This is a genomic window from Burkholderia sp. BCC0044 (assembly GCF_902832955.1).
In the GTDB taxonomy this organism is placed as follows: Bacteria; Pseudomonadota; Gammaproteobacteria; order Burkholderiales; family Burkholderiaceae; genus Burkholderia.
Genome location: NZ_CADFDO010000003.1, coordinates 1,119,814 through 1,136,717, shown reverse-complemented (window position 1 = coordinate 1,136,717; position 16,904 = coordinate 1,119,814). Strand labels below are relative to the sequence as shown.

General features: G+C 69.9%; 18 protein-coding genes. 9 read left to right on the top strand and 9 right to left on the bottom strand.

Annotation, left to right across the window (positions count from 1 at the left end):
- Positions 1–11 precede the first annotated feature (11 nt).
- Positions 12–542 carry a GNAT family N-acetyltransferase gene (locus HWX14_RS22070; protein ID WP_175884479.1) on the bottom strand — a complete coding sequence of 177 codons (531 nt, stop codon included), beginning with the start codon at positions 540–542 and terminating at the stop codon, positions 12–14.
- 197 nt (positions 543–739) lie between these two features.
- Here HWX14_RS22070 and HWX14_RS22065 point away from each other — a divergent pair, with 197 nt between their 5' ends.
- From HWX14_RS22065 to HWX14_RS22055, 3 genes are all read left to right on the top strand, one after another.
- Entirely contained in the window at positions 740–1,105 is a 366-nt protein-coding gene (locus HWX14_RS22065) for a metalloregulator ArsR/SmtB family transcription factor (protein WP_175884478.1), read from the top strand.
- The gene (locus HWX14_RS22060; protein WP_175884477.1) at positions 1,077–1,562 is read left to right on the top strand and encodes an SRPBCC family protein; all 486 of its coding nucleotides are present in this window, start codon (positions 1,077–1,079) and stop codon (positions 1,560–1,562) included. Before HWX14_RS22065 ends, HWX14_RS22060 begins: the two co-directional genes overlap by 29 nt.
- Before the next feature lie 119 nt (positions 1,563–1,681).
- Positions 1,682–2,158 carry an SRPBCC family protein gene (locus HWX14_RS22055; protein ID WP_175884476.1) on the top strand — a complete coding sequence of 159 codons (477 nt, stop codon included), beginning with the start codon at positions 1,682–1,684 and terminating at the stop codon, positions 2,156–2,158.
- Between the two features lie 16 nt (positions 2,159–2,174).
- Here HWX14_RS22055 and HWX14_RS22050 read toward each other — a convergent pair whose 3' ends face one another.
- The 4 genes from HWX14_RS22050 to HWX14_RS22035 form a co-directional block, all read right to left on the bottom strand.
- Positions 2,175–3,290, bottom strand: coding sequence for an amidohydrolase family protein (locus HWX14_RS22050; RefSeq protein ID WP_175884475.1), 1,116 nt, complete (start codon positions 3,288–3,290; stop codon positions 2,175–2,177).
- Position 3,291: 1 nt separating this feature from the next.
- Positions 3,292–4,602 carry an MFS transporter gene (locus HWX14_RS22045; RefSeq protein ID WP_175884474.1) on the bottom strand — a complete coding sequence of 437 codons (1,311 nt, stop codon included), beginning with the start codon at positions 4,600–4,602 and terminating at the stop codon, positions 3,292–3,294.
- An 83-nt stretch (positions 4,603–4,685) separates the two neighbouring features.
- The gene (locus HWX14_RS22040; protein WP_175884473.1) at positions 4,686–5,978 is read right to left on the bottom strand and encodes a CaiB/BaiF CoA-transferase family protein; all 1,293 of its coding nucleotides are present in this window, start codon (positions 5,976–5,978) and stop codon (positions 4,686–4,688) included.
- A complete protein-coding gene (locus tag HWX14_RS22035) occupies positions 5,975–6,961 on the bottom strand; it encodes a hydroxymethylglutaryl-CoA lyase (protein ID WP_175884472.1) in 987 nt (328 codons plus the stop codon). The genes HWX14_RS22040 and HWX14_RS22035 overlap by 4 nt, the downstream gene beginning before the upstream one ends.
- Before the next feature lie 172 nt (positions 6,962–7,133).
- On the opposite strand from HWX14_RS22035, the gene HWX14_RS22030 reads away from it, so the two are divergent.
- Positions 7,134–7,952: an IclR family transcriptional regulator gene (locus HWX14_RS22030; RefSeq protein WP_175884471.1), complete on the top strand. Its 819-nt coding sequence runs from the start codon at positions 7,134–7,136 to the stop codon at positions 7,950–7,952.
- A gap of 145 nt (positions 7,953–8,097) precedes the next feature.
- A complete protein-coding gene (locus HWX14_RS22025; protein WP_175884470.1) occupies positions 8,098–8,736 on the top strand; it encodes a 2-hydroxychromene-2-carboxylate isomerase in 639 nt (212 codons plus the stop codon).
- Positions 8,737–8,765: 29 nt separating this feature from the next.
- Here the strand turns inward: HWX14_RS22025 and HWX14_RS22020 are convergent, their stop codons facing one another.
- Complete coding sequence (locus HWX14_RS22020) at positions 8,766–9,749, bottom strand: LysR family transcriptional regulator (protein WP_175884469.1); 984 nt, start codon at positions 9,747–9,749, stop codon at positions 8,766–8,768.
- Between the two features lie 101 nt (positions 9,750–9,850).
- Here HWX14_RS22020 and HWX14_RS22015 point away from each other — a divergent pair, with 101 nt between their 5' ends.
- Positions 9,851–11,089: an MFS transporter gene (locus tag HWX14_RS22015; RefSeq protein WP_175884468.1), complete on the top strand. Its 1,239-nt coding sequence runs from the start codon at positions 9,851–9,853 to the stop codon at positions 11,087–11,089.
- A gap of 424 nt (positions 11,090–11,513) precedes the next feature.
- Positions 11,514–12,206: a phosphatase PAP2 family protein gene (locus HWX14_RS22010; protein ID WP_175884467.1), complete on the top strand. Its 693-nt coding sequence runs from the start codon at positions 11,514–11,516 to the stop codon at positions 12,204–12,206.
- A 96-nt stretch (positions 12,207–12,302) separates the two neighbouring features.
- Here the strand turns inward: HWX14_RS22010 and HWX14_RS22005 are convergent, their stop codons facing one another.
- Positions 12,303–12,962, bottom strand: coding sequence for a glutathione S-transferase family protein (locus tag HWX14_RS22005; RefSeq protein WP_175884466.1), 660 nt, complete (start codon positions 12,960–12,962; stop codon positions 12,303–12,305).
- 127 nt (positions 12,963–13,089) lie between these two features.
- Complete coding sequence (locus HWX14_RS22000) at positions 13,090–14,160, bottom strand: MBL fold metallo-hydrolase (RefSeq protein ID WP_175884465.1); 1,071 nt, start codon at positions 14,158–14,160, stop codon at positions 13,090–13,092.
- A gap of 304 nt (positions 14,161–14,464) precedes the next feature.
- Between HWX14_RS22000 and HWX14_RS21995 the strand changes: the two genes are divergently transcribed.
- Both HWX14_RS21995 and HWX14_RS21990 read left to right on the top strand, forming a co-directional pair.
- Entirely contained in the window at positions 14,465–15,370 is a 906-nt protein-coding gene (locus tag HWX14_RS21995; RefSeq protein ID WP_175884464.1) for an HTH-type transcriptional regulator ArgP, read from the top strand.
- A 170-nt stretch (positions 15,371–15,540) separates the two neighbouring features.
- Positions 15,541–15,753 (top strand): DUF1059 domain-containing protein, encoded by a 213-nt coding sequence (locus HWX14_RS21990; RefSeq protein WP_175884656.1) that lies wholly within the window; start codon positions 15,541–15,543, stop codon positions 15,751–15,753.
- Between the two features lie 104 nt (positions 15,754–15,857).
- On the opposite strand, the gene ltaE is transcribed toward HWX14_RS21990, so the two are convergent.
- A complete protein-coding gene (gene ltaE, locus HWX14_RS21985; RefSeq protein ID WP_175884463.1) occupies positions 15,858–16,871 on the bottom strand; it encodes a low-specificity L-threonine aldolase in 1,014 nt (337 codons plus the stop codon).
- Positions 16,872–16,904 lie beyond the last annotated feature (33 nt).

Genomic DNA, 16,904 nt, shown 5'->3' with positions numbered 1-16,904 from the left:
CGCGGCTTCCGTTACGCGAGCTGCTTGTGGAAATACGTCGTCGCGCACAGCGCGCCGTCAGGCATCAGCGCGTAGTTCGGCACGACGCCGACGCGCTGCCAGCCGGCCCGTTCGTACAGCCGCTCGGCGTCGCCGCCCGTCACCGTGTCGAGCACGAGCACGGTCTTGCCGGCGTCGCGCGCGGCCGCGTCGGCCGCCGCCATCAGGCGCGCGGCGACACCCTGGCGGCGCGCGTGGCGCGACACGAGCATCTTCGCGATGTCCGCGCGGTGCGGCTGGTTCTCGGGCAGCGCGGTCACGACCTGCACGGTGCCGACGATCCGGCCGGACGCATCCTCGGCGACGAGCAGGATGCGCTCGTCGTTCGCGACGCCTTCGGCCACACGCGTCCAGAACGCGACGGCGGTCGACCGCTCGATCGGCAGCATGAAGCTGACGGATGCGCCGCCTTCGACGCAATCGATCAGCACGTCGGCCAGCGCGTCGACACAAGCCATCGCTTCGCTCGCGCCGACGCGGCGGACGGTAACAGGTTCGGTCATGCCATCTCCGGTAGTCAGGTGGGCCGCACGCGCGGGTTCGGCATGGGGCGGAATCGGCAGGAACGCCGGCCGGGGCGTCGAGGCTCACGCCATGGCGGCCGGCAATGCGGCGCCCGCTCGGCGCGCGTTACCGCCCCATCATCGTACGCGACGAAAATTGTCGCTGCATCGCTGGCACATCGCCTACACTTAGCCAAATGGATAACTTTCAACCCGGCATCAGCGACGTGTTCCATGCGCTCGCCGATCCGACGCGCTGCGCGATCGTCAGCGCGCTCGGCCACGGCGAGCGGACCGTCTCCGCGCTGGCCGCGCCGTTCGACATGGCGCTGCCGTCGTTCATGAAGCACGTCGCCGTGCTCGAGCGCAGCGGCCTCGTGGAGACCCGGAAAACCGGCCGCTCGCGCACCTGCGCGCTGGTCGGCAGCCGGCTGACCGAGGCCGAGGCATGGCTCGCCGCGCAGCGCGCGCAGTGGGAAGCGCGATCCGATCGTCTCGTCGAATTCGTCGAACGCCGTCACCAGGAGGAGCAAGATGTCAGCCAGCCACGTCGAACCCGCTGAAGCCCACGATCTCGTCATCACGCGCACGCTGCGCGCGCCGCGCCACGCGCTGTGGCGCGCATGGACCGACCCGGAACTGCTGAAGGAATGGTGGTGCCCGAAACCATGGACCACCGAGGTACGCGCGTTCGACCTGCGGCCGGGCGGCGCCTTTCATACGTTCATGCGCGGCCCCGACGGCGGCACGAGCGACAACCCCGGCTGCTTCCTCGACATCGTGCCGGAATCGCGCATCGCGTTCACGTCGATGCTCGCGGGCGGCTGGCGGCCGCAGGCGCCGTGGCTGGGCTTCACGGCGATCGTCACGATGGCCGACGACGACGCGGGCAGCCGCTACGAGGCGCGCGTGATGCATCCCGACGCCGCGACGCGCGAGCGCCACGAAGCGCTCGGCTTTTTCGAGGGCTGGAACACCTGCATCACGCAGCTCGACGACTTCGCCGCCGCCCTGCGCTGAACGCCGCTTCGCGTGCGGTCATTGCATGCCGCCGCACCCGCGCCTAGGATTCCTGAAGGAAGCATGACGACACGCCGGGCGCCGGCGTGCACCGTCTCGCACGCTTCGCGGGAGGCGACATGTTGCACACGCACACGCATTCGACCCGGGTCAGCCGGCACCTGAACGCGCCGCGCGGGCGCGTCTATCGCGCGCTGCTCGACCCGCACGCGGTCGAGCAATGGAAGGTGCCCGACGGCATGACCTGCCGCGTGCACGCGTACGACACGCGCGAAGGCGGCGCGCTGCGCGTGTCGCTGAGCTACGACGCGCCGTCGACCGGCACCGGCAAGACCACCGTGCACACCGACACCTATCACGGCCGCTTCGTCACGCTCGTGCCCGACGAGCGGATCGTCGAGATCGATGTATTCGAAACCGACGACCCGATGCTGCGCGGCGCGATGACGATCACGATCACGCTGTCCGACGAAGCGGGCGGCACGCGCGTGGACGCGGTGCACGACGGCGTCCCGCCCGGCGTGCCGGCCGCCGACAACGAGACCGGCTGGCAGATGGCGCTGGCGCGGCTCGCGGCGCTGGTGGAAGCCGGGTGACGCCGCGGCACACGCGTCAGCCGAGCCGGTAAGCGCGCGTGACCGTGCCGCGGAACAGCGCGTCGCGCTCGTCCGCGCCGGCCTGCGCGGTCAGCCGCTTGAACGCGTTCCAGCCGTTCACGAACGAATACGAGCCCTTGTCGACCGGGAAATTGCTCTCGAACATGCAGCGCCCGGGCCCGAACGCATCGATGCAGGTCATCATCCACGGCTTCCACGCGTCGGCAAGCTGTTCGGACGACGGCGGTTTCGCGCCTTTCTCGAAATCGAAGCCGTTGATGCGCATCCCGAGCCCGCCGACCTTCACGTATACGTTCGGCAATTGCGCGAGCGTGCGCATCGACGCCGACCAGCGCGCGAACACCTCCGGCCGCTTGTCCGCATAGCTGCCGATCCGCACGACGCCGCCGCAGTGGTTGACGATGATCCGCGTGTCGGGGTTCGCTTTCGCGAGATCGAACAATTCGGGCAACTGCGGAAAGAACAGCCACGCGTCGTACGACAGGCCAAGCGGCGCGAGCTGCGCGACGCCGGCCCGGTACGCGGGATCGAGCAGCAGCCCGCGCGGCACCGCCGACAGCGGATTGGCGAGCGTCGGATCGGCATCCCACGTGCTCAGGTGCCGCACGCCGCGAAACCGTCCGCGCCCCGCTTCGACATGCGCTTCCAGCACGTCGCGCACGCGTTCGCCGAGCCGCAGGTCCGCGTGGCCGACGATGCCTTTCGCGACGGCCACGGGGCCGTGCTGCAGCGGCTCGGTCACGCCGGCGACATAGGCCGTCTCGCCCACCGGCTTCAGCTCCGCCGGGCCCGAATCGCGATAACGCGTCTGCGCCTGCATGTAGACGGATGCCTGGATGTTGTGGCCCGAGCGCGCGTCCTGCAGATAGTCGTCGAGCAGGTAGATCCAGCCCGGCCGTTCGTAGAAGTGATGATGCGCATCGACGATCGGCAGGTCGGGCTCGAGCGCGGGTTCGAGCGCCGACGCGAGCCAGTCGGGACGGACCGCGAGGTAGTTGCTTTGCGTCATGCGGGGAACTCCATCGTTGGCTGCCGTCTCGGCGAACGCGGGCAGCGCGAGCGAGGCGGCGGCCGCGCCGATCAACCGGCGCCGCTTGATCGAAAAGGTCATGTCATTCGCTCCGGTCGAACGCGTACAGCGACAGCGTGAGCAGCGTCGTAATCGCCAGCACGATCGCGAGGCCGAGCATCCCGGCCGTGAAGGTGCCGAAGCTGTCCTTCAGGTAGCCGACGAGATAGGGGCCCGCGAAGCCGCCGAGCGCGCCGATCGAATTGATCAGCGCCAGCCCGCCGGCCGCGGCCTGGCCGGACAGGAAGCGCGACGGCAGCGTGTAGAAGATCGTGCGGCCGGCAATCGTGCCGATCAGCGCGAGCGTGATGCCGACGAGCGCGGGCCCGAGCGTCAGGAAATGGGTCGACACGCCGAGCGCCACCGCGCCGATACACAAGCCGATCGCCAGGTTCGCGACCGGGGCGCCGCGACGGTCCACCCGCTTCGCCCACCACAGCAGCGCGATCGTGGCGAAGAAGTACGGCACCGCGGAGAGCCAGCCGGTCTGCATCGTCGACATCCCGTGCGCCTTCAGCATTTGCGGCAACCAGATGCCGATCCCGTACGAGCCCATCGTGAAACCGAACGAGATCAGCGCGAGCACGTACACGCGCACGTCGCGCAGCGCGACGCCGAAGCGCTTCTTGCGGCCGGCGGCCGCCGCGCCGTCGCGCTCGAACGCACGCTGCAGCGCCGCACGCTCATCGTCCGACAGCCACGCGGCATTCGCCGGCGAATCCGACAGCAGCTTCAGCACGAGGAAGCCGAGCGCGCACGCGGGCAGCCCTTCGACGATGAACATCCACTTCCAGCCGGCGAGGCCGAGCACGCCGTCGAGCTGCAGCAGCCACGTCGACAGCGGCCCGCCGATCAGCGACGACAGCGGCGTCGACACGGTGAACCACGCGAGCACGCGCGTGCGGTAGCTCGCCGGAAACCACACGGCGAGGAAGAAGATCACGCCCGGAAAGAAACCGGCTTCCCCGATGCCGAGCAGCAGCCGGATCGCGTAGAAACTGGTCGGCCCGGTCGCGAGCGCGGTCGCGGCGGCCATCAGCCCCCACGTGATCATGATGCGGGCGAGCCAGCGGCGCGCGCCGAAGCGGTACAGCGCGAGATTGCTCGGCACTTCGAACACGCAGTAGCCGGCGAACATGATCCCCGCGCCCCAGCCGAACTGCGTCGCGGTCAGCCCGAGATCGCGGTTCATCGTGAGCGCCGCGAATCCGACGCTCGTGCGATCCAGATAGTTGAAGAAATACGCGAGCGCGAGCAGCGGAATGAAGCGCCACGCGGCCTTGCGCACGGCCCGTTGCTCGATCGACACGTCGGTCTCGCGATCGGCGGGCAGCGCCGGGGAAGCGGATGTCATGGTTGTCTCCGTGGATGCGGCGCTCCTCTGCCGCGCGGTGCGCGGCCCGGACGCCTTTGTTCGTTCGATGAATCGCGGCTGCGCTACGCGCTCGCCACTTCGTTCGCCGACGGCGCGCCGCCCGGCGCGTCGCCGTGCGCGGCGACGTCCGCGCCGTACCGCCCCGCGACGACGCCGGCCTCGATCAGCGCACGCGCGTCGTCCGGCGTGTAGCCGAGTTCGCCGAGCAGCGCGCACGTGTCCTGGCCGAGCGCGGGCGGCGCCGAGCGCAGCCGCAGGCGCTCGCCCGCGAGCGTCAGCGGCAGCAGCGCGGTGCGCGTGTCGACCGGCCGCCCGGCGCTGCTCGCGTCGGCCGGCAGCGTCACGGCTTCGAGGCCGCCCGTGGCGAGCAGATGCGGATCGTCGAACAGGTCCTGCGGCTTCGTGATCGGCGCATACGGCAGGCCGGTCGATTCGAAGATCGCGCCGATCTCCGCGGCCGAGTACGGCGCGAGCCGCGAACGCAACTCGGGCAGCAGCCATTCGCGCGCCTGCACGCGCAGGTTGTTGGTCGCGAGGCGCGGGTCGTCCTTCAGCGCGGTCAGGCCGAACGCGTCGCAGAACAGCGCCCACTGCGTGTCCGACACGACCGCGAGAAAAATCTGTTCGTCGTCCTTGACGGAGAACACGTCGTAGACGGCCCACGCGGAAATCCGGCTCGGCATCGGCGACGCGGCCTGCCCCGTCACCGCGAACTGCATCATGTGCTGCGCGACGAGGAACACGTTGTTCTCGAACAGCGAGCTCTGCACCTGCTGGCCGCGGCCCGTGCGCTCGCGCTGCGCGAGCGCGGCCATCGCGCCGATCGCGCCGAACATGCCGCCCATGATGTCGTTGACGCTCGCGCCCGCACGCAGCGGCCGCCCTTCGGGGCCGGTCATGTAGGCCAGGCCGCCCATCATCTGCACGACCTCGTCGAGCGCGGTGCGATGCTCGTACGGCCCCGGCAGGAAACCCTTGTGCGACACGTAGACGAGGCGCGGATTCAGCGCGTCCAGTTGCGGGTAGCCGAGCCCGATCCGGTCCATCGTGCCGCTCTTGAAGTTCTCGCTGAAGACGTCCGCCGTCGCGACGAGCCGCCGCACGATCTCCAGCCCGCGCGGGTCCTTCACGTCGACCGCGACGCTCTTCTTGTTGCGGTTGAACATCCCGAAGAAGCCCGCGCCGGAACCGCGCAGCGCCCGCGTGCTGTCGCCCGCGATCGGCTCGATCTTGATCACTTCCGCGCCCAGATCCGCGAGCAGCATCCCGCACGTCGGGCCCATCACCATGTGCGTCATCTCGATCACGCGCACGCCCGCGTACGGCAGCGCGGCAGCCTGTTGTCGATCGTTCATCGTGCGACTCCCGTCACGCATCCTTCCGGTTGCGCGGCCGACGGCGCGCGCCCATCCGCATAGCGGAAGCCCTTCGGCAACCCGGCGTCGGGCACGTGGCCGTACAGCGCGTCGGACGGCAGCGCCGCATGCAGGATCGCGCGTGCGGCGAGCAGCGCGTCGACGTCGATGCCCGTGTCGTATCCCATCGCTTCGAGCAGGAACACGAGATCCTCGGTGACGATGTTGCCGGTCGCGCCCGGCGCATACGGGCAACCGCCGAGGCCGCCCTGGCTCGCGTCGATCGTCGTCACGCCGGCGTCGAGCGCCGCGACGACGTTCGCGAGCCCCTGCCCGCGCGTGTTGTGGAAATGCGCGCCGCCGGCCTTGTCGCCGACTTCGCGCTGCAGCCGCGTGAACAGCCGGCGCACCTGCGCGGGATTCGCATAACCGCTGGTGTCGGACAGGCCGATCTCGTCGACCCCGCATTCGGCCATCGCGACGGCCATCGCGATCGTCTCGTCGTCGGAGACCGCGCCCGCAATCGTGCAACCGAACGCGACCGACACGCCGGCCTCGATCTGCACCGACGGAAAGCGCGCGTCGCGCAGCGCGACGATCGCGCGCACCTCGTCGATCATCTGCGCGGGCGTCTTGCGGATGTTCGCCAGCGAATGCGCTTCCGTTACCGAGACCGGCAGCGTCAGCTTGTGCACGCCCGCGTCGAACGCGCCCTCGGCGCCGCGCAGGTTCGGCGCGAGCGCAGCGACGTGCAGCCCGGGAATCGCAAGCGCATGCGCGACGACTTCGCGCACGTCGGCCATCTGCGGCAACAGCGTGGCCGGCACGAACGACCCGACCTCGATCTCGCGCAGGCCGGCCGCGGCCAGCGCGGCGATCCAGCGCAGCTTGGCGGCCGTCGACATCACGGTCTTGATGCTCTGCAGCCCGTCGCGCGGGCCGACCTCGCTGACCAGCACCTTTGGATTTTCAGCAACCTTCATTGAACACCTCATCGTTCTATCTGAAAGAACATAGTTCTGTTTGACAGAACTTTAAGCCTGCGTCGAATGGGCGATAAGCGGGGTATACCCGTGAAATTGCGTTTTTCTGGAACTTGCGTTCTGTCAGATAGAACGATATAGTCCGCCGACCATCATTCGAAGGAAGCAGGCCGTGCCCAGGAACCCAGCAGATCACGCCGGCGACGCAGCCGATCCGGCGACGGAAGAAGCGTCCAGCGGCGTCGCGGTGCTCGACCGCGCGTTCGCGATCCTCCGCGCGTTCGGCCAGACCGACGACCGGCTGTCGCTCGCCGAGTTGTCGCGCCGCACCGGGCTGTACAAGAGCACGCTCCTGCGCCTGCTCGCCGCGCTCGAGCATGGCGGCTTCATGCGCAAGCTCGACGACGGCCAGTACGCGGTCGGGCACGAGCCGTTGCGGCTCGCCGCGCTGTACCAGCGTTCGTTCCGCGTCGGCCCGGTGGTCGAGCCGCTCCTCGAGACGCTGAGCCGCGAACTCGGGGAAACGGCATCGTTCTATGTGCGCCAGGGCGACGTGCGTTCCGTGCTGTATCGCGTCGAGCCCGCGCGGGCGGTGCGCGTATCGATCCGCGTCGGCGAGGAGTTTCCGGTCGGCCAGGGCGCATCGGGCAAGGTGCTGCTGGCCTTCACCGACACGCACGACGCCCGCTGGAACGACGTGCGCGAACAGCTGTGGGCCGCGTCGTACGGCGAGCGCGACCCGGAAACGGCATCGGCGTCCGTTCCCGTGTTCGGCGCGGCCGGCGAATGCGTCGGCGCGCTGACGGTGTCGGGCCCGAAATCGCGGCTCGCCCCCGCGCCGGCGATGACGGCGGCGCTCGCACTGCTGCTGCCGCTCGCGCAGAAGGCGACCGTCGCCCTCGGCGGCGCGGGCGCGCGCTACGACGCGGCGGCCGTGCGCGACAGTCTCGCGCGGCTCGCGTCGTCGGCGGATGCGGACGGCGGGTCGTAGGAAGCCGCTTGCGCGCGGCACGCGATACGGCAGCGCGAAAGGCGGCCGCGTGCGACACTGGCCGCCGATGCACGCAGCGCGCCGTTCGCCGACGACGCACCGAACGTGCAACCGTCAACCGGATCCGCCCGAGGAGACTCCCGCGATGAACGCCGCGCGCACCGCCAGCTGGTATTTCGATTTCGTTTCGCCGTTCGCCTACCTGCAACAGGAACAGTTCGACCGGTTGCCGCCCGCCGCCGCGTTCGAGCCGCGACCGATCGTGCTCGGCGCGCTGCTCGCGCACTGGGGCCAGAAAGCGCCGGCGGAGATCGCGGCCAAACGCGTGTTCACCTATCGGCATGCGCAATACCGCGCGGACAAGCTCGGCATTGCGTTCCGGATGCCGCCCGCGCACCCGTTCAATCCGATCAAGCCGCTGCGTCTCGCGATCGCGATGGGCAGCACGCGCGACGCGATCCGGCGGATCTTCCGGCATATCTGGCGCGACGGCCAGGACGTGTCGACGCCGGCAGGCTTCGCCGCGCTGTGCGAAGCGGTCGGCTTTCCGGACGGCGTGACGGCCGTCGAGGCCCAGCCGGTCAAGGACGCGCTGCGCGCGAACACGGATCGCGCGATCGCCGAGAACGTGTTCGGCGTGCCGACCTTCGTACTCGACGGCGACCTGTTCTGGGGCGAGGACGCAACCGACATGTTCGTCGACTGCGCGACGTCGCGCGCGTGGCTCGACTCGCCCGAAGTGCGCCGCATCAGCGCGCTGCCCGAAGGCGTCCGGCGCGGCTGACGGCGAGCCGCCGCCCGGCGCCGCCCGCCTCAGCCGTCGCGCCCTTCGACGAGCGCCGGCACGGCCTCGCGCATCATCGCGGCGAACCGCACGAGCCGCGACGGATAGAACTGCGCATGCGGATAGGTCAGGTAGACGGGCAGCGGCGCGGCCTGCCATTCGGGCGCGAGGTGCACGAGATCGCCGCGCGCGAGATCGTCGGCCAGCATCCATGACGATCCGACGCACGCGCCGACGCCCAGCAGCGCCGCGCTGCGCAGCGCATACAGGTTCGCGGTGGTGATGCGCGGGCGGATCGCGATGCGCCGCGTGTCGCCGCTGGCCGCATGCGTCAGCGCGAGCTCGGTGCGGTAGTACGTGCGCAACGCGAGCCACGGCAGCGCGGCGAGCGCGTCGGGATCGGCCGGCACGTCGGCGCCGTTCAGCACGGACGGCGCGGCGACCACGAAGCGCGGCACCTTCGTCAGCCGGATCGCGACCACGCCCGGATCGGTCGGCTCGCCGACCTGGATCGCGCAATCGATGCCGCTGCCGACGAAATCGCGCACCTCGTCCTGCAGCAGCCACTCGACCGACACGCGCGGATAGTCGCGCAGGAACTGCGCGAGCGGCGCAACGAAACGTTGCTGGCCGAACGCATGCGGCACCGCGACGCGCAGCAGCCCGTCCGGCTCCTCCTGCGCGCCGCGCAAATCGGCTTCGAATGCCGCCCAGCTCGCCAGCAACTCCTTCGCCTGCTTGAAGCACCGCTCGCCGTCGACGGTCAGCCGCATCGTATGGGTCGTGCGTTGCAGCAGCCGCATGCCGAGCGAATTTTCCAGCGCCTGCAGCCGGCGGCTGATCGTCGGCTGCGTCGTATGCAGCTGCACGGCGGCCGCCGACAGGCTGCCGGCCTCGACTATGCGCACGAAGGTTTCCATCAGCTCGAAACGATAGCCGGCGCCGTCCACCGGCACCGCCTGAACGCGCCGAGACCCGCCAGCAGCGGGAGAAGGAGAAGATTTTTCGGTCATTCGTGGAGCGTATAACAAATCTGCGCCGTGCGGCACTACCGTCGCCAGCCGCGTACCGCCACACTCGCGTCCATCCCATTCTTCAACCGAGGATGTACGCGATGTCCACCCCGACCCGTCTCGATGCCGCGCCCCGCGCGGCGCATGCCCCGGCCCGTCCGGCCGCGGCCGTTCATTCGATGCCCGATCGCCGGCTCGTGCTGCTGCTCGCGGCCGCCGCGGGCCTCGGCGTCGCCCCGCTCTACTACGCGCAGCCGATGCTTGGCGCGCTCGCGCCCGATCTCGGCGCGTCGGCGCGGGCGATCGGCTTCGTGCCGACGCTCACGCAGCTCGGCTATGCGCTCGGCATCCTGCTGCTCGCGCCGCTCGGCGACCGCTTCGACCGGCGCCGCGTGATCGTGACCAAGGCCGCCGCGCTGGTCGTCGCGCTGCTGCTCGCGTCGATCGCGCCGTCGCTCGGGCTGCTGCTCGCGGCGAGCTTCGCGATCGGCCTCGCCGCGACGATGGCGCAGGACGTCGTGCCCGCCGCCGCGACGCTCGCGCACGACACGCATCGCGGCCGCATCGTCGGGACGGTGATGACGGGGTTGCTGCTCGGCATCCTGCTGTCGCGCGTCGTGGCCGGGTTCGTCGCCGAGACGGCCGGCTGGCGCGCGATGTTCGCGCTCGCGGCCGCGAGCGTCGCCGCGATCGGCGTCGTGGCCGCGCGCGGGTTGCCGCGCTTCGAGCCGACCACGCGGCTGCCGTATCGCGCGCTGATCGGCTCGCTCGGCGCGCTGTGGCGCGCGCATTCAGCACTGCGCCGCGCCGCCCTCGCGCAGGGGCTGCTGGCCGTCGGGTTCAGCGCGTTCTGGTCGACGCTCGCGGTGATGCTGCACGGCGCGCCGTTCCATCTCGGCAGCGCGGCCGCCGGCGCCTTCGGCCTCGCGGGCGCCGCCGGTGCGCTCGCCGCGCCGATCGCCGGCCGCCTGGCCGACCATCACGGCCCCGAGCGCGTCACGCGGATCGGGATCGGCATCGCGACGCTGTCGTTCGCGTCGATGGCCGCCGCGCCGCTGATGTCGCCGCATGCGCAGCTCGTGCTGCTCGCGGTCGCGACGATCGGCTTCGATCTCGGCGTGCAGGCCACGCTGATCGCGCACCAGTCGATCGTCTACCGGATCGATCCCGCGTCGCGCAGCCGCCTGAACGCGGTGCTGTTCGTCGGCATGTTCATCGGGATGGCGGCCGGCGCCGCGATCGGCAGTTCGTTGCTCGCGCAACTGGGCTGGAATGCGGTGACCGCGCTGGCCGTCGCGTCGTCGCTGGCCGCGCTCGTCGTGCGGATGTGGCGCAACTGAGGTCGGGCATCGCGTCACGTCGGCGGGCAAGCCCATGAGGCTTGCCCGTTTTTTTTATTTTTGACCGGCGCGCATGACGCTGCGCCGCCCGGCAGATTCGCGCCGCGCCAGCACGGCAATCATTCATCCGGCGCAAGGTCCGCACCGGCCTGCCGAATTGTCCAGTTCACCCAAATATTTTTCCGGCGTCCGTGCATGCCCGCACGCAAACGTCGGACGATTCGGCCTTCCCGCGCGGCACGGCGCGCTCCCATCCGGCCCCACCACCAAGCCCCGCTTTATCAGGGGAATCCCGGTATTTTTTCGCATTTTCTTCGAAATAACGGGTGACATACTTGCCCCCCATTGCGCTCCGTGCGAGCGCGCTTTTCGATCCAGCCCGCCGCCTGTGATGCGCTGCGCGGCCGCCCGGGTCGCACAGGACATGAATAACTTCGACACCACGATCCAGATCTTCCTCACTCACGTGACGTTCGGCCCGTTGATGAATCACGCGATCCGCGTGGTCGCGGGCCTCTACACGTTCAAGGGCTTCGTGCTCGTTCCGGTGCTGTGCTGGCTGTGGTTCCAGCCCGGCCCGAACCGCGAGCGGCAACGCGAGCTGGTGGTCGCCACCGTCGCGAGCGGGCTCGTCGCGCTCGCCGTCGGCCGCGTGCTCGCGCAGGTGCTGCCGTTCCGCGTGCGGCCGATCTACAACCCCGATCTGCACCTGCACTTTCCGTCGGCCGGACTGCGCGCGGCGACACTGCAGACCTGGAGTTCGTTTCCGAGCGATCACGCGATGCTGTGGATGGCGATCGCGACCGGCATCTTCATCATCGCGCGCCGCGTCGGCATCGTCGCGCTGCTGTATTCCGTCGTGTTCATCTGCCTGCCGCGCGCGTATCTCGGCTTTCACTATCCGACCGACCTGATCGCGGGCGCGGCGATCGGCATCGCGATCGCGTGGCTGCTGACGCGCGACGCGATCCGCTCGCGCTTCGCGCCGCAGGTGCTGGAGATGATCCGGCGCTTCCCCGCGCCGGCCTATACGCTCGCGTTCCTGCTGTGCTTCGAGTTGATCACGCAGTTCGACGAACTGCTGACGCTCGCGCAGTCGGCCACCCGCACGATGTGACGGGCGCCTGCGCGATGCTGCTGCTGTCGTTCCGTCGCCCCGGCGCGCGCTGCCGGCCATGCGCGGCAGCGGCGCGCCGTGCGACGGCCGCGCCCGTCAGTCGCGATCGGGCGCGCCGAGCGGAAAGAACGAACGATATGGCCGCGCCTCGTCGACCGCGCGCGCAAACGACGGCCGCGCGAGCAGACGCTGGCGGTACGCGATCACGTTCGCGAATGCCGGATCGATCCGGTGCGTCCAGTCCGCATAGAACAGGAACGGCGCCGCGCCACAATCGGCGAGGCTGAAACGATCGCCGGCCGCCCATTCGCGATCGGCCATCGTCTTGTCGAGCCACGCATACGACGTGTCGAGCATCGCACGCGCATCGGCCACCCCGCGCGCATCGCGCTCGGCTTCCGGCCGCAGCGCATCGAACACGACCTTCTGCTGCGGCGTCGCCACGTAGTTGTCGAAGAAGCGGTCCATCGTCCGCACCTCGAGCGCGGCGCGCGGATCGTCGGGCAGCAGGCGCACGGGGCCCGGATGGGTCAGGCCGAGATACTCGATGATGATCGACGCCTCGATCACCGTGCGGCCCGCATCGACGAGCACCGGGAAGCGCTTCAGCGGCCACAGCGCGGTCAGTTCCTGCATCGGCTTCGGATCGTCGTGCGCGAGCACGCGATACTCGAACGGCGTGCCGTTCTCGTACAGCGCGGTCAGCACCTTCTGGCAGTAGGACGAAAAGGGATGGGCGTAAAGCGTCGGCATCATCGCGAGGTCTCTCTGGGTTTCGGCGCCACGCCGTGCGGCGCCACGTGATCGGATACCTTGACGACGAACGGCGCCCGGCCGTTTCGACATCGGTCCGACATTTTTTTTCGAGGGACTGCCGGGGCCGCTACGACCGGCCGTCCATCACGACGCGCCCTTCGGCGCGCCAGCGCAGCATCCCGCCGCCGAGATTCGCGACCGCGTCGAAGCCGGCCTTCTTCAGGATCACGGTGGCCTGCGCGGAGCGCCCGCCGGCCCGGCACACGGTCACGACCGGCCGGTCGCGCGCGATCTCGCCGGTGCGCGCGGCCAGTTCGCCGAGCGGGATCGGCGTCGCGCCGGGCAGATGGCCGAGCGGGCCCGCGAATTCGTCCGGTTCGCGCACGTCGACGACCTGCACGGCCGGCAGATGATCCTCCAGCCATTGCGGATCGATTTCCCAGAAGCCGGCGAACGTATAGACGAGCGGCGCCCAGTCGGCGGCCGCCTGCGCGTCGGGCGCGTTCGCGGCGACGCCGCACTGCAGGTTCGCCGGCACCGCGACGTCGATCTGGCGCGGATGCGCGAGCCCGAGGTTGCGCATGTAGCCGGCGAAATCGTCTTCGCTGAGATCGCCGCCGAGGCGCGGGTTGAAGCGCCGCTCCTCGCCGACGCTCGTCACCGTGAGCCCGCGATAGTCGTGCGCCGGATACAGCAGGCACGCGGCCGGCAGCGTGAAGAGCCGGCCGTGCACCGCGCGATACAGCGCGCGCGGGTCGCCCTGCTGGAAGTCGGTGCGGCCGGTGCCGCGGATCAGCAGGCAATCGCCGGTGAACGCCATCGATTCGTCGTCGAGCACGAGGCTGATGCAGCCGCTCGTGTGGCCGGGCGTCGCGCGCACGGTCAGGTAGCGCGCGCCGAACGCGCAGCGGTCGCCGTCGTTCAGGTAGCGGTCCGCGCCCTGCGCGCCGCTCGCGGCCGAGATCGCGATCGCGCTGCCCGTGTGCTGCTTCAGCAGCCACGCACCCGTCACGTGATCGGCATGCACGTGCGTGTCGACGGTCGCGACGAGCCGCAGCCCGAGTTCGTCGAGCAGCGCCGCGTCGCGGCGCACCTGCTCGAACACGGGATCGATCAGCAGCGCTTCGCGCGAGGCGCTGTCGGCGAGCAGATACGTGTACGTCGACGATTGCGGGTCGAAAAGTTGCCGGAAGATCATTGCTCGGTGGCTCCGTCGCGGGTTCTTCAGTGGGGTGTAGTCGGATCGGCGTGCTGCATGGCGTCGTCGGGCACCGGCGTCGGCATGACGACATCGCCGCCGCGCGAGCGGCATCGCGTCCGCCGCGTTTCGCCCATTCATACAGCGTAGATGAAAATGCCCGCGCCGCCGCGGATCCCATACGCGGCGACCGATTCCGACGACGAATCGCGCATGGCGGGACGATGCGCCGCGCCGGGACGGCTGCGCACGCTGCCTTACACTACCGCCTGTTCTCGTCTCCGATCACAGGAATTGCACCGACATGTCGATGACGATCGATCCGAAGCAGGCCGCCGCGCTGCTGGCCGTCGCCGACACCGGCAGCTTCGAGCAGGCCGCCGTGCGCCTGCACGTGACCGCGTCCGCCGTCACGCAGCGGGTCCGTGCGCTGGAAGCGAGCCTCGGCACGCCGCTCGTGCTGCGCACGCGGCCGTGCCGCCCGACGGTGGCCGGGCAGCGCGTGCTGCAGCACCTGCGCCGCGTCGCGCTGCTGCAGGCCGATCTGCAGAGCACGCTCGCGGCCGAGCGCGAATCGCCGATCTCGGTCACGATCGCACTCAACTCCGACAGCCTCGGCACGTGGTTCCTGCCCGCGCTGACGTCGGTGCTCGCGGGCGAGCGGATCCTGTTCGAGCTGATCGTCGAGGATCAGGATCACACGTTCGCGCTGCTCGAAAGCGGGATGGCGGTCGGCTGCGTGACGACCGAGCCGAAGCCGATGCGCGGCTGCATCGCGACGCCGCTCGGCACGATGCGCTATCGGCTGCTCGCGGCCGCCGCATTCGCGGCGCGCTGGTTTCCGCGCGGGCTGAACCGCACGAGCGCGCGCCGCGCGCCCGTCGTCGCATATTCGCGGCGCGACACGCTGCAATCGTCGTTCCTGAAGGAGAAGTTCGGGCTACCCGAAGGCGCGTACCCGTGCCACTACGTGCCGGGCACCCATTCGCACTTCGCGGCGGTGCGGCACGGGCTCGGCTACGCGATGGTGCCGGAGCCGCTGATCGGCACCGCGCCGCTCGATGCGCAAGGGCTCGTCGATCTCGCGCCCGCGCATCCGACCGACGTCACGCTGTACTGGCACGCATGGACCGTGCAGTCGCCGACGATGGCGTCGCTGTCCGCACGGGTCGTCGAAGCGGCGCGCCGGCTGCTCGCGCCATTGCCGTAACGCGGCTGGCTGGCGTGAGCTGGCGCGCGGGTGATCGGCACTGCCGGCGCAATAAGCACCGCGACGAGAAAGTCGGCCGCGCCGCCTATACTTTTTCCATCGGCCTCGCGAACGCGCCGCGCGGCCGATCATCCAGGTCCGGCCGTTCCCTTTCATGTGAGGAGAACATCATGTCCCGCCGCTATATCGATTGCCGCGAGTTTCCCAGCGCGATGAATTGCTCGGTCGCGATTTCCGCCGACTCCGACAACGAATTGCTGGAGGCCGCCGTGCAACACGCGGTCTCGGTGCACCAGCACACCGACAGCGCCGAACTGCGCACGCAGCTGAAATCGCTGTTCCACGACGGCACGCCGCCCACCGACACGCCGCGGCAAGCGTAATCCGCCCGCACGGCAACGATCGATCGACGACGCGCCGCGTCACCCCTCCGTGTGTTTCATCCTGCCACGTCGCGCCGGCCCGTCGCCGGCCGGCGTATTCCGCTTCACGCGCGACGCTGCGAGAAATACTCGCCGACCGCGCCGAGGAACGTGTCGATGTCCGCGCGCGACACGTCGCAATGCGTGACGAAGCGCGACGCGTACAGCATCTGCGTGAGAATCCCGCGTTCCTTGAGCCACGCCTCGAGCGGCGCGCAATCGGCTTCGGGGAATTGCGCGAACACCATGTTCGTCGCATGCGACAGCACCTTCACGCCGTCGATGCGCGCGAGGCCGGCCGCGAGATGCGCGGCGTTCGCGTGATCGTCCGCGAGCCGCTCGACGTTGTGATCGAGCGCATACAGGCATGCCGCCGCGAGAATGCCCGACTGCCGCATCCCGCCGCCCAGCACCTTGCGCCAGCGCTGCGCGCGCTCGATCAGCGCACGGCTGCCGACCAGCACCGAGCCCACCGGTGCACCGAGCCCTTTCGAGAAGCAGATCGACACGGTGTCGAACGGCGCGCACAGCTCGGCGATCGGGCGCCCCGACGCGACGGCCGCGTTGCACACGCGCGCGCCGTCGAGGTGCGTGGCCAGCCCACGGCTGCGCGCGAACGCGACGGCTTCCTGCACATAGCCTTCCGGCAGGACCTGGCCGCCGATCGTGTTTTCGAGCGCGAGCAGGCGCGTGCGGGCGAAGTGATTGTCGAGCGGCTTGATCGCCGCGGCGATCTTCGCGAGCGGCAGCGTGCCGTCCGGCGCGTTCTCGATCGGTTGCGGCTGGATGCTGCCCAGCACGGCCGCGCCGCCGCCTTCGTACTTGTAGGTGTGCGCGAGCTGGCCGACGATGTACTCGTCGCCGCGCTCGCAATGCGACATCAGCGCGGCCAGGTTGCTCTGCGTGCCGCTCGGGAAGAACAGGCCGGCTTCCTTGCCGGCCCGCTCGGCCGTCACCGCCTGCAGGCGCAGGACGGTCGGGTCGTCGCCCCAGACGTCGTCGCCGGTTTCGGCGGCAGTCATTGCGGCCAGCATCGCCTGGCCCGGACGTGTCACGGTATCGCTGCGTAAATCGATCATCGCTGTGCCCTGAGTGAACGCGGGCCGGCCTTC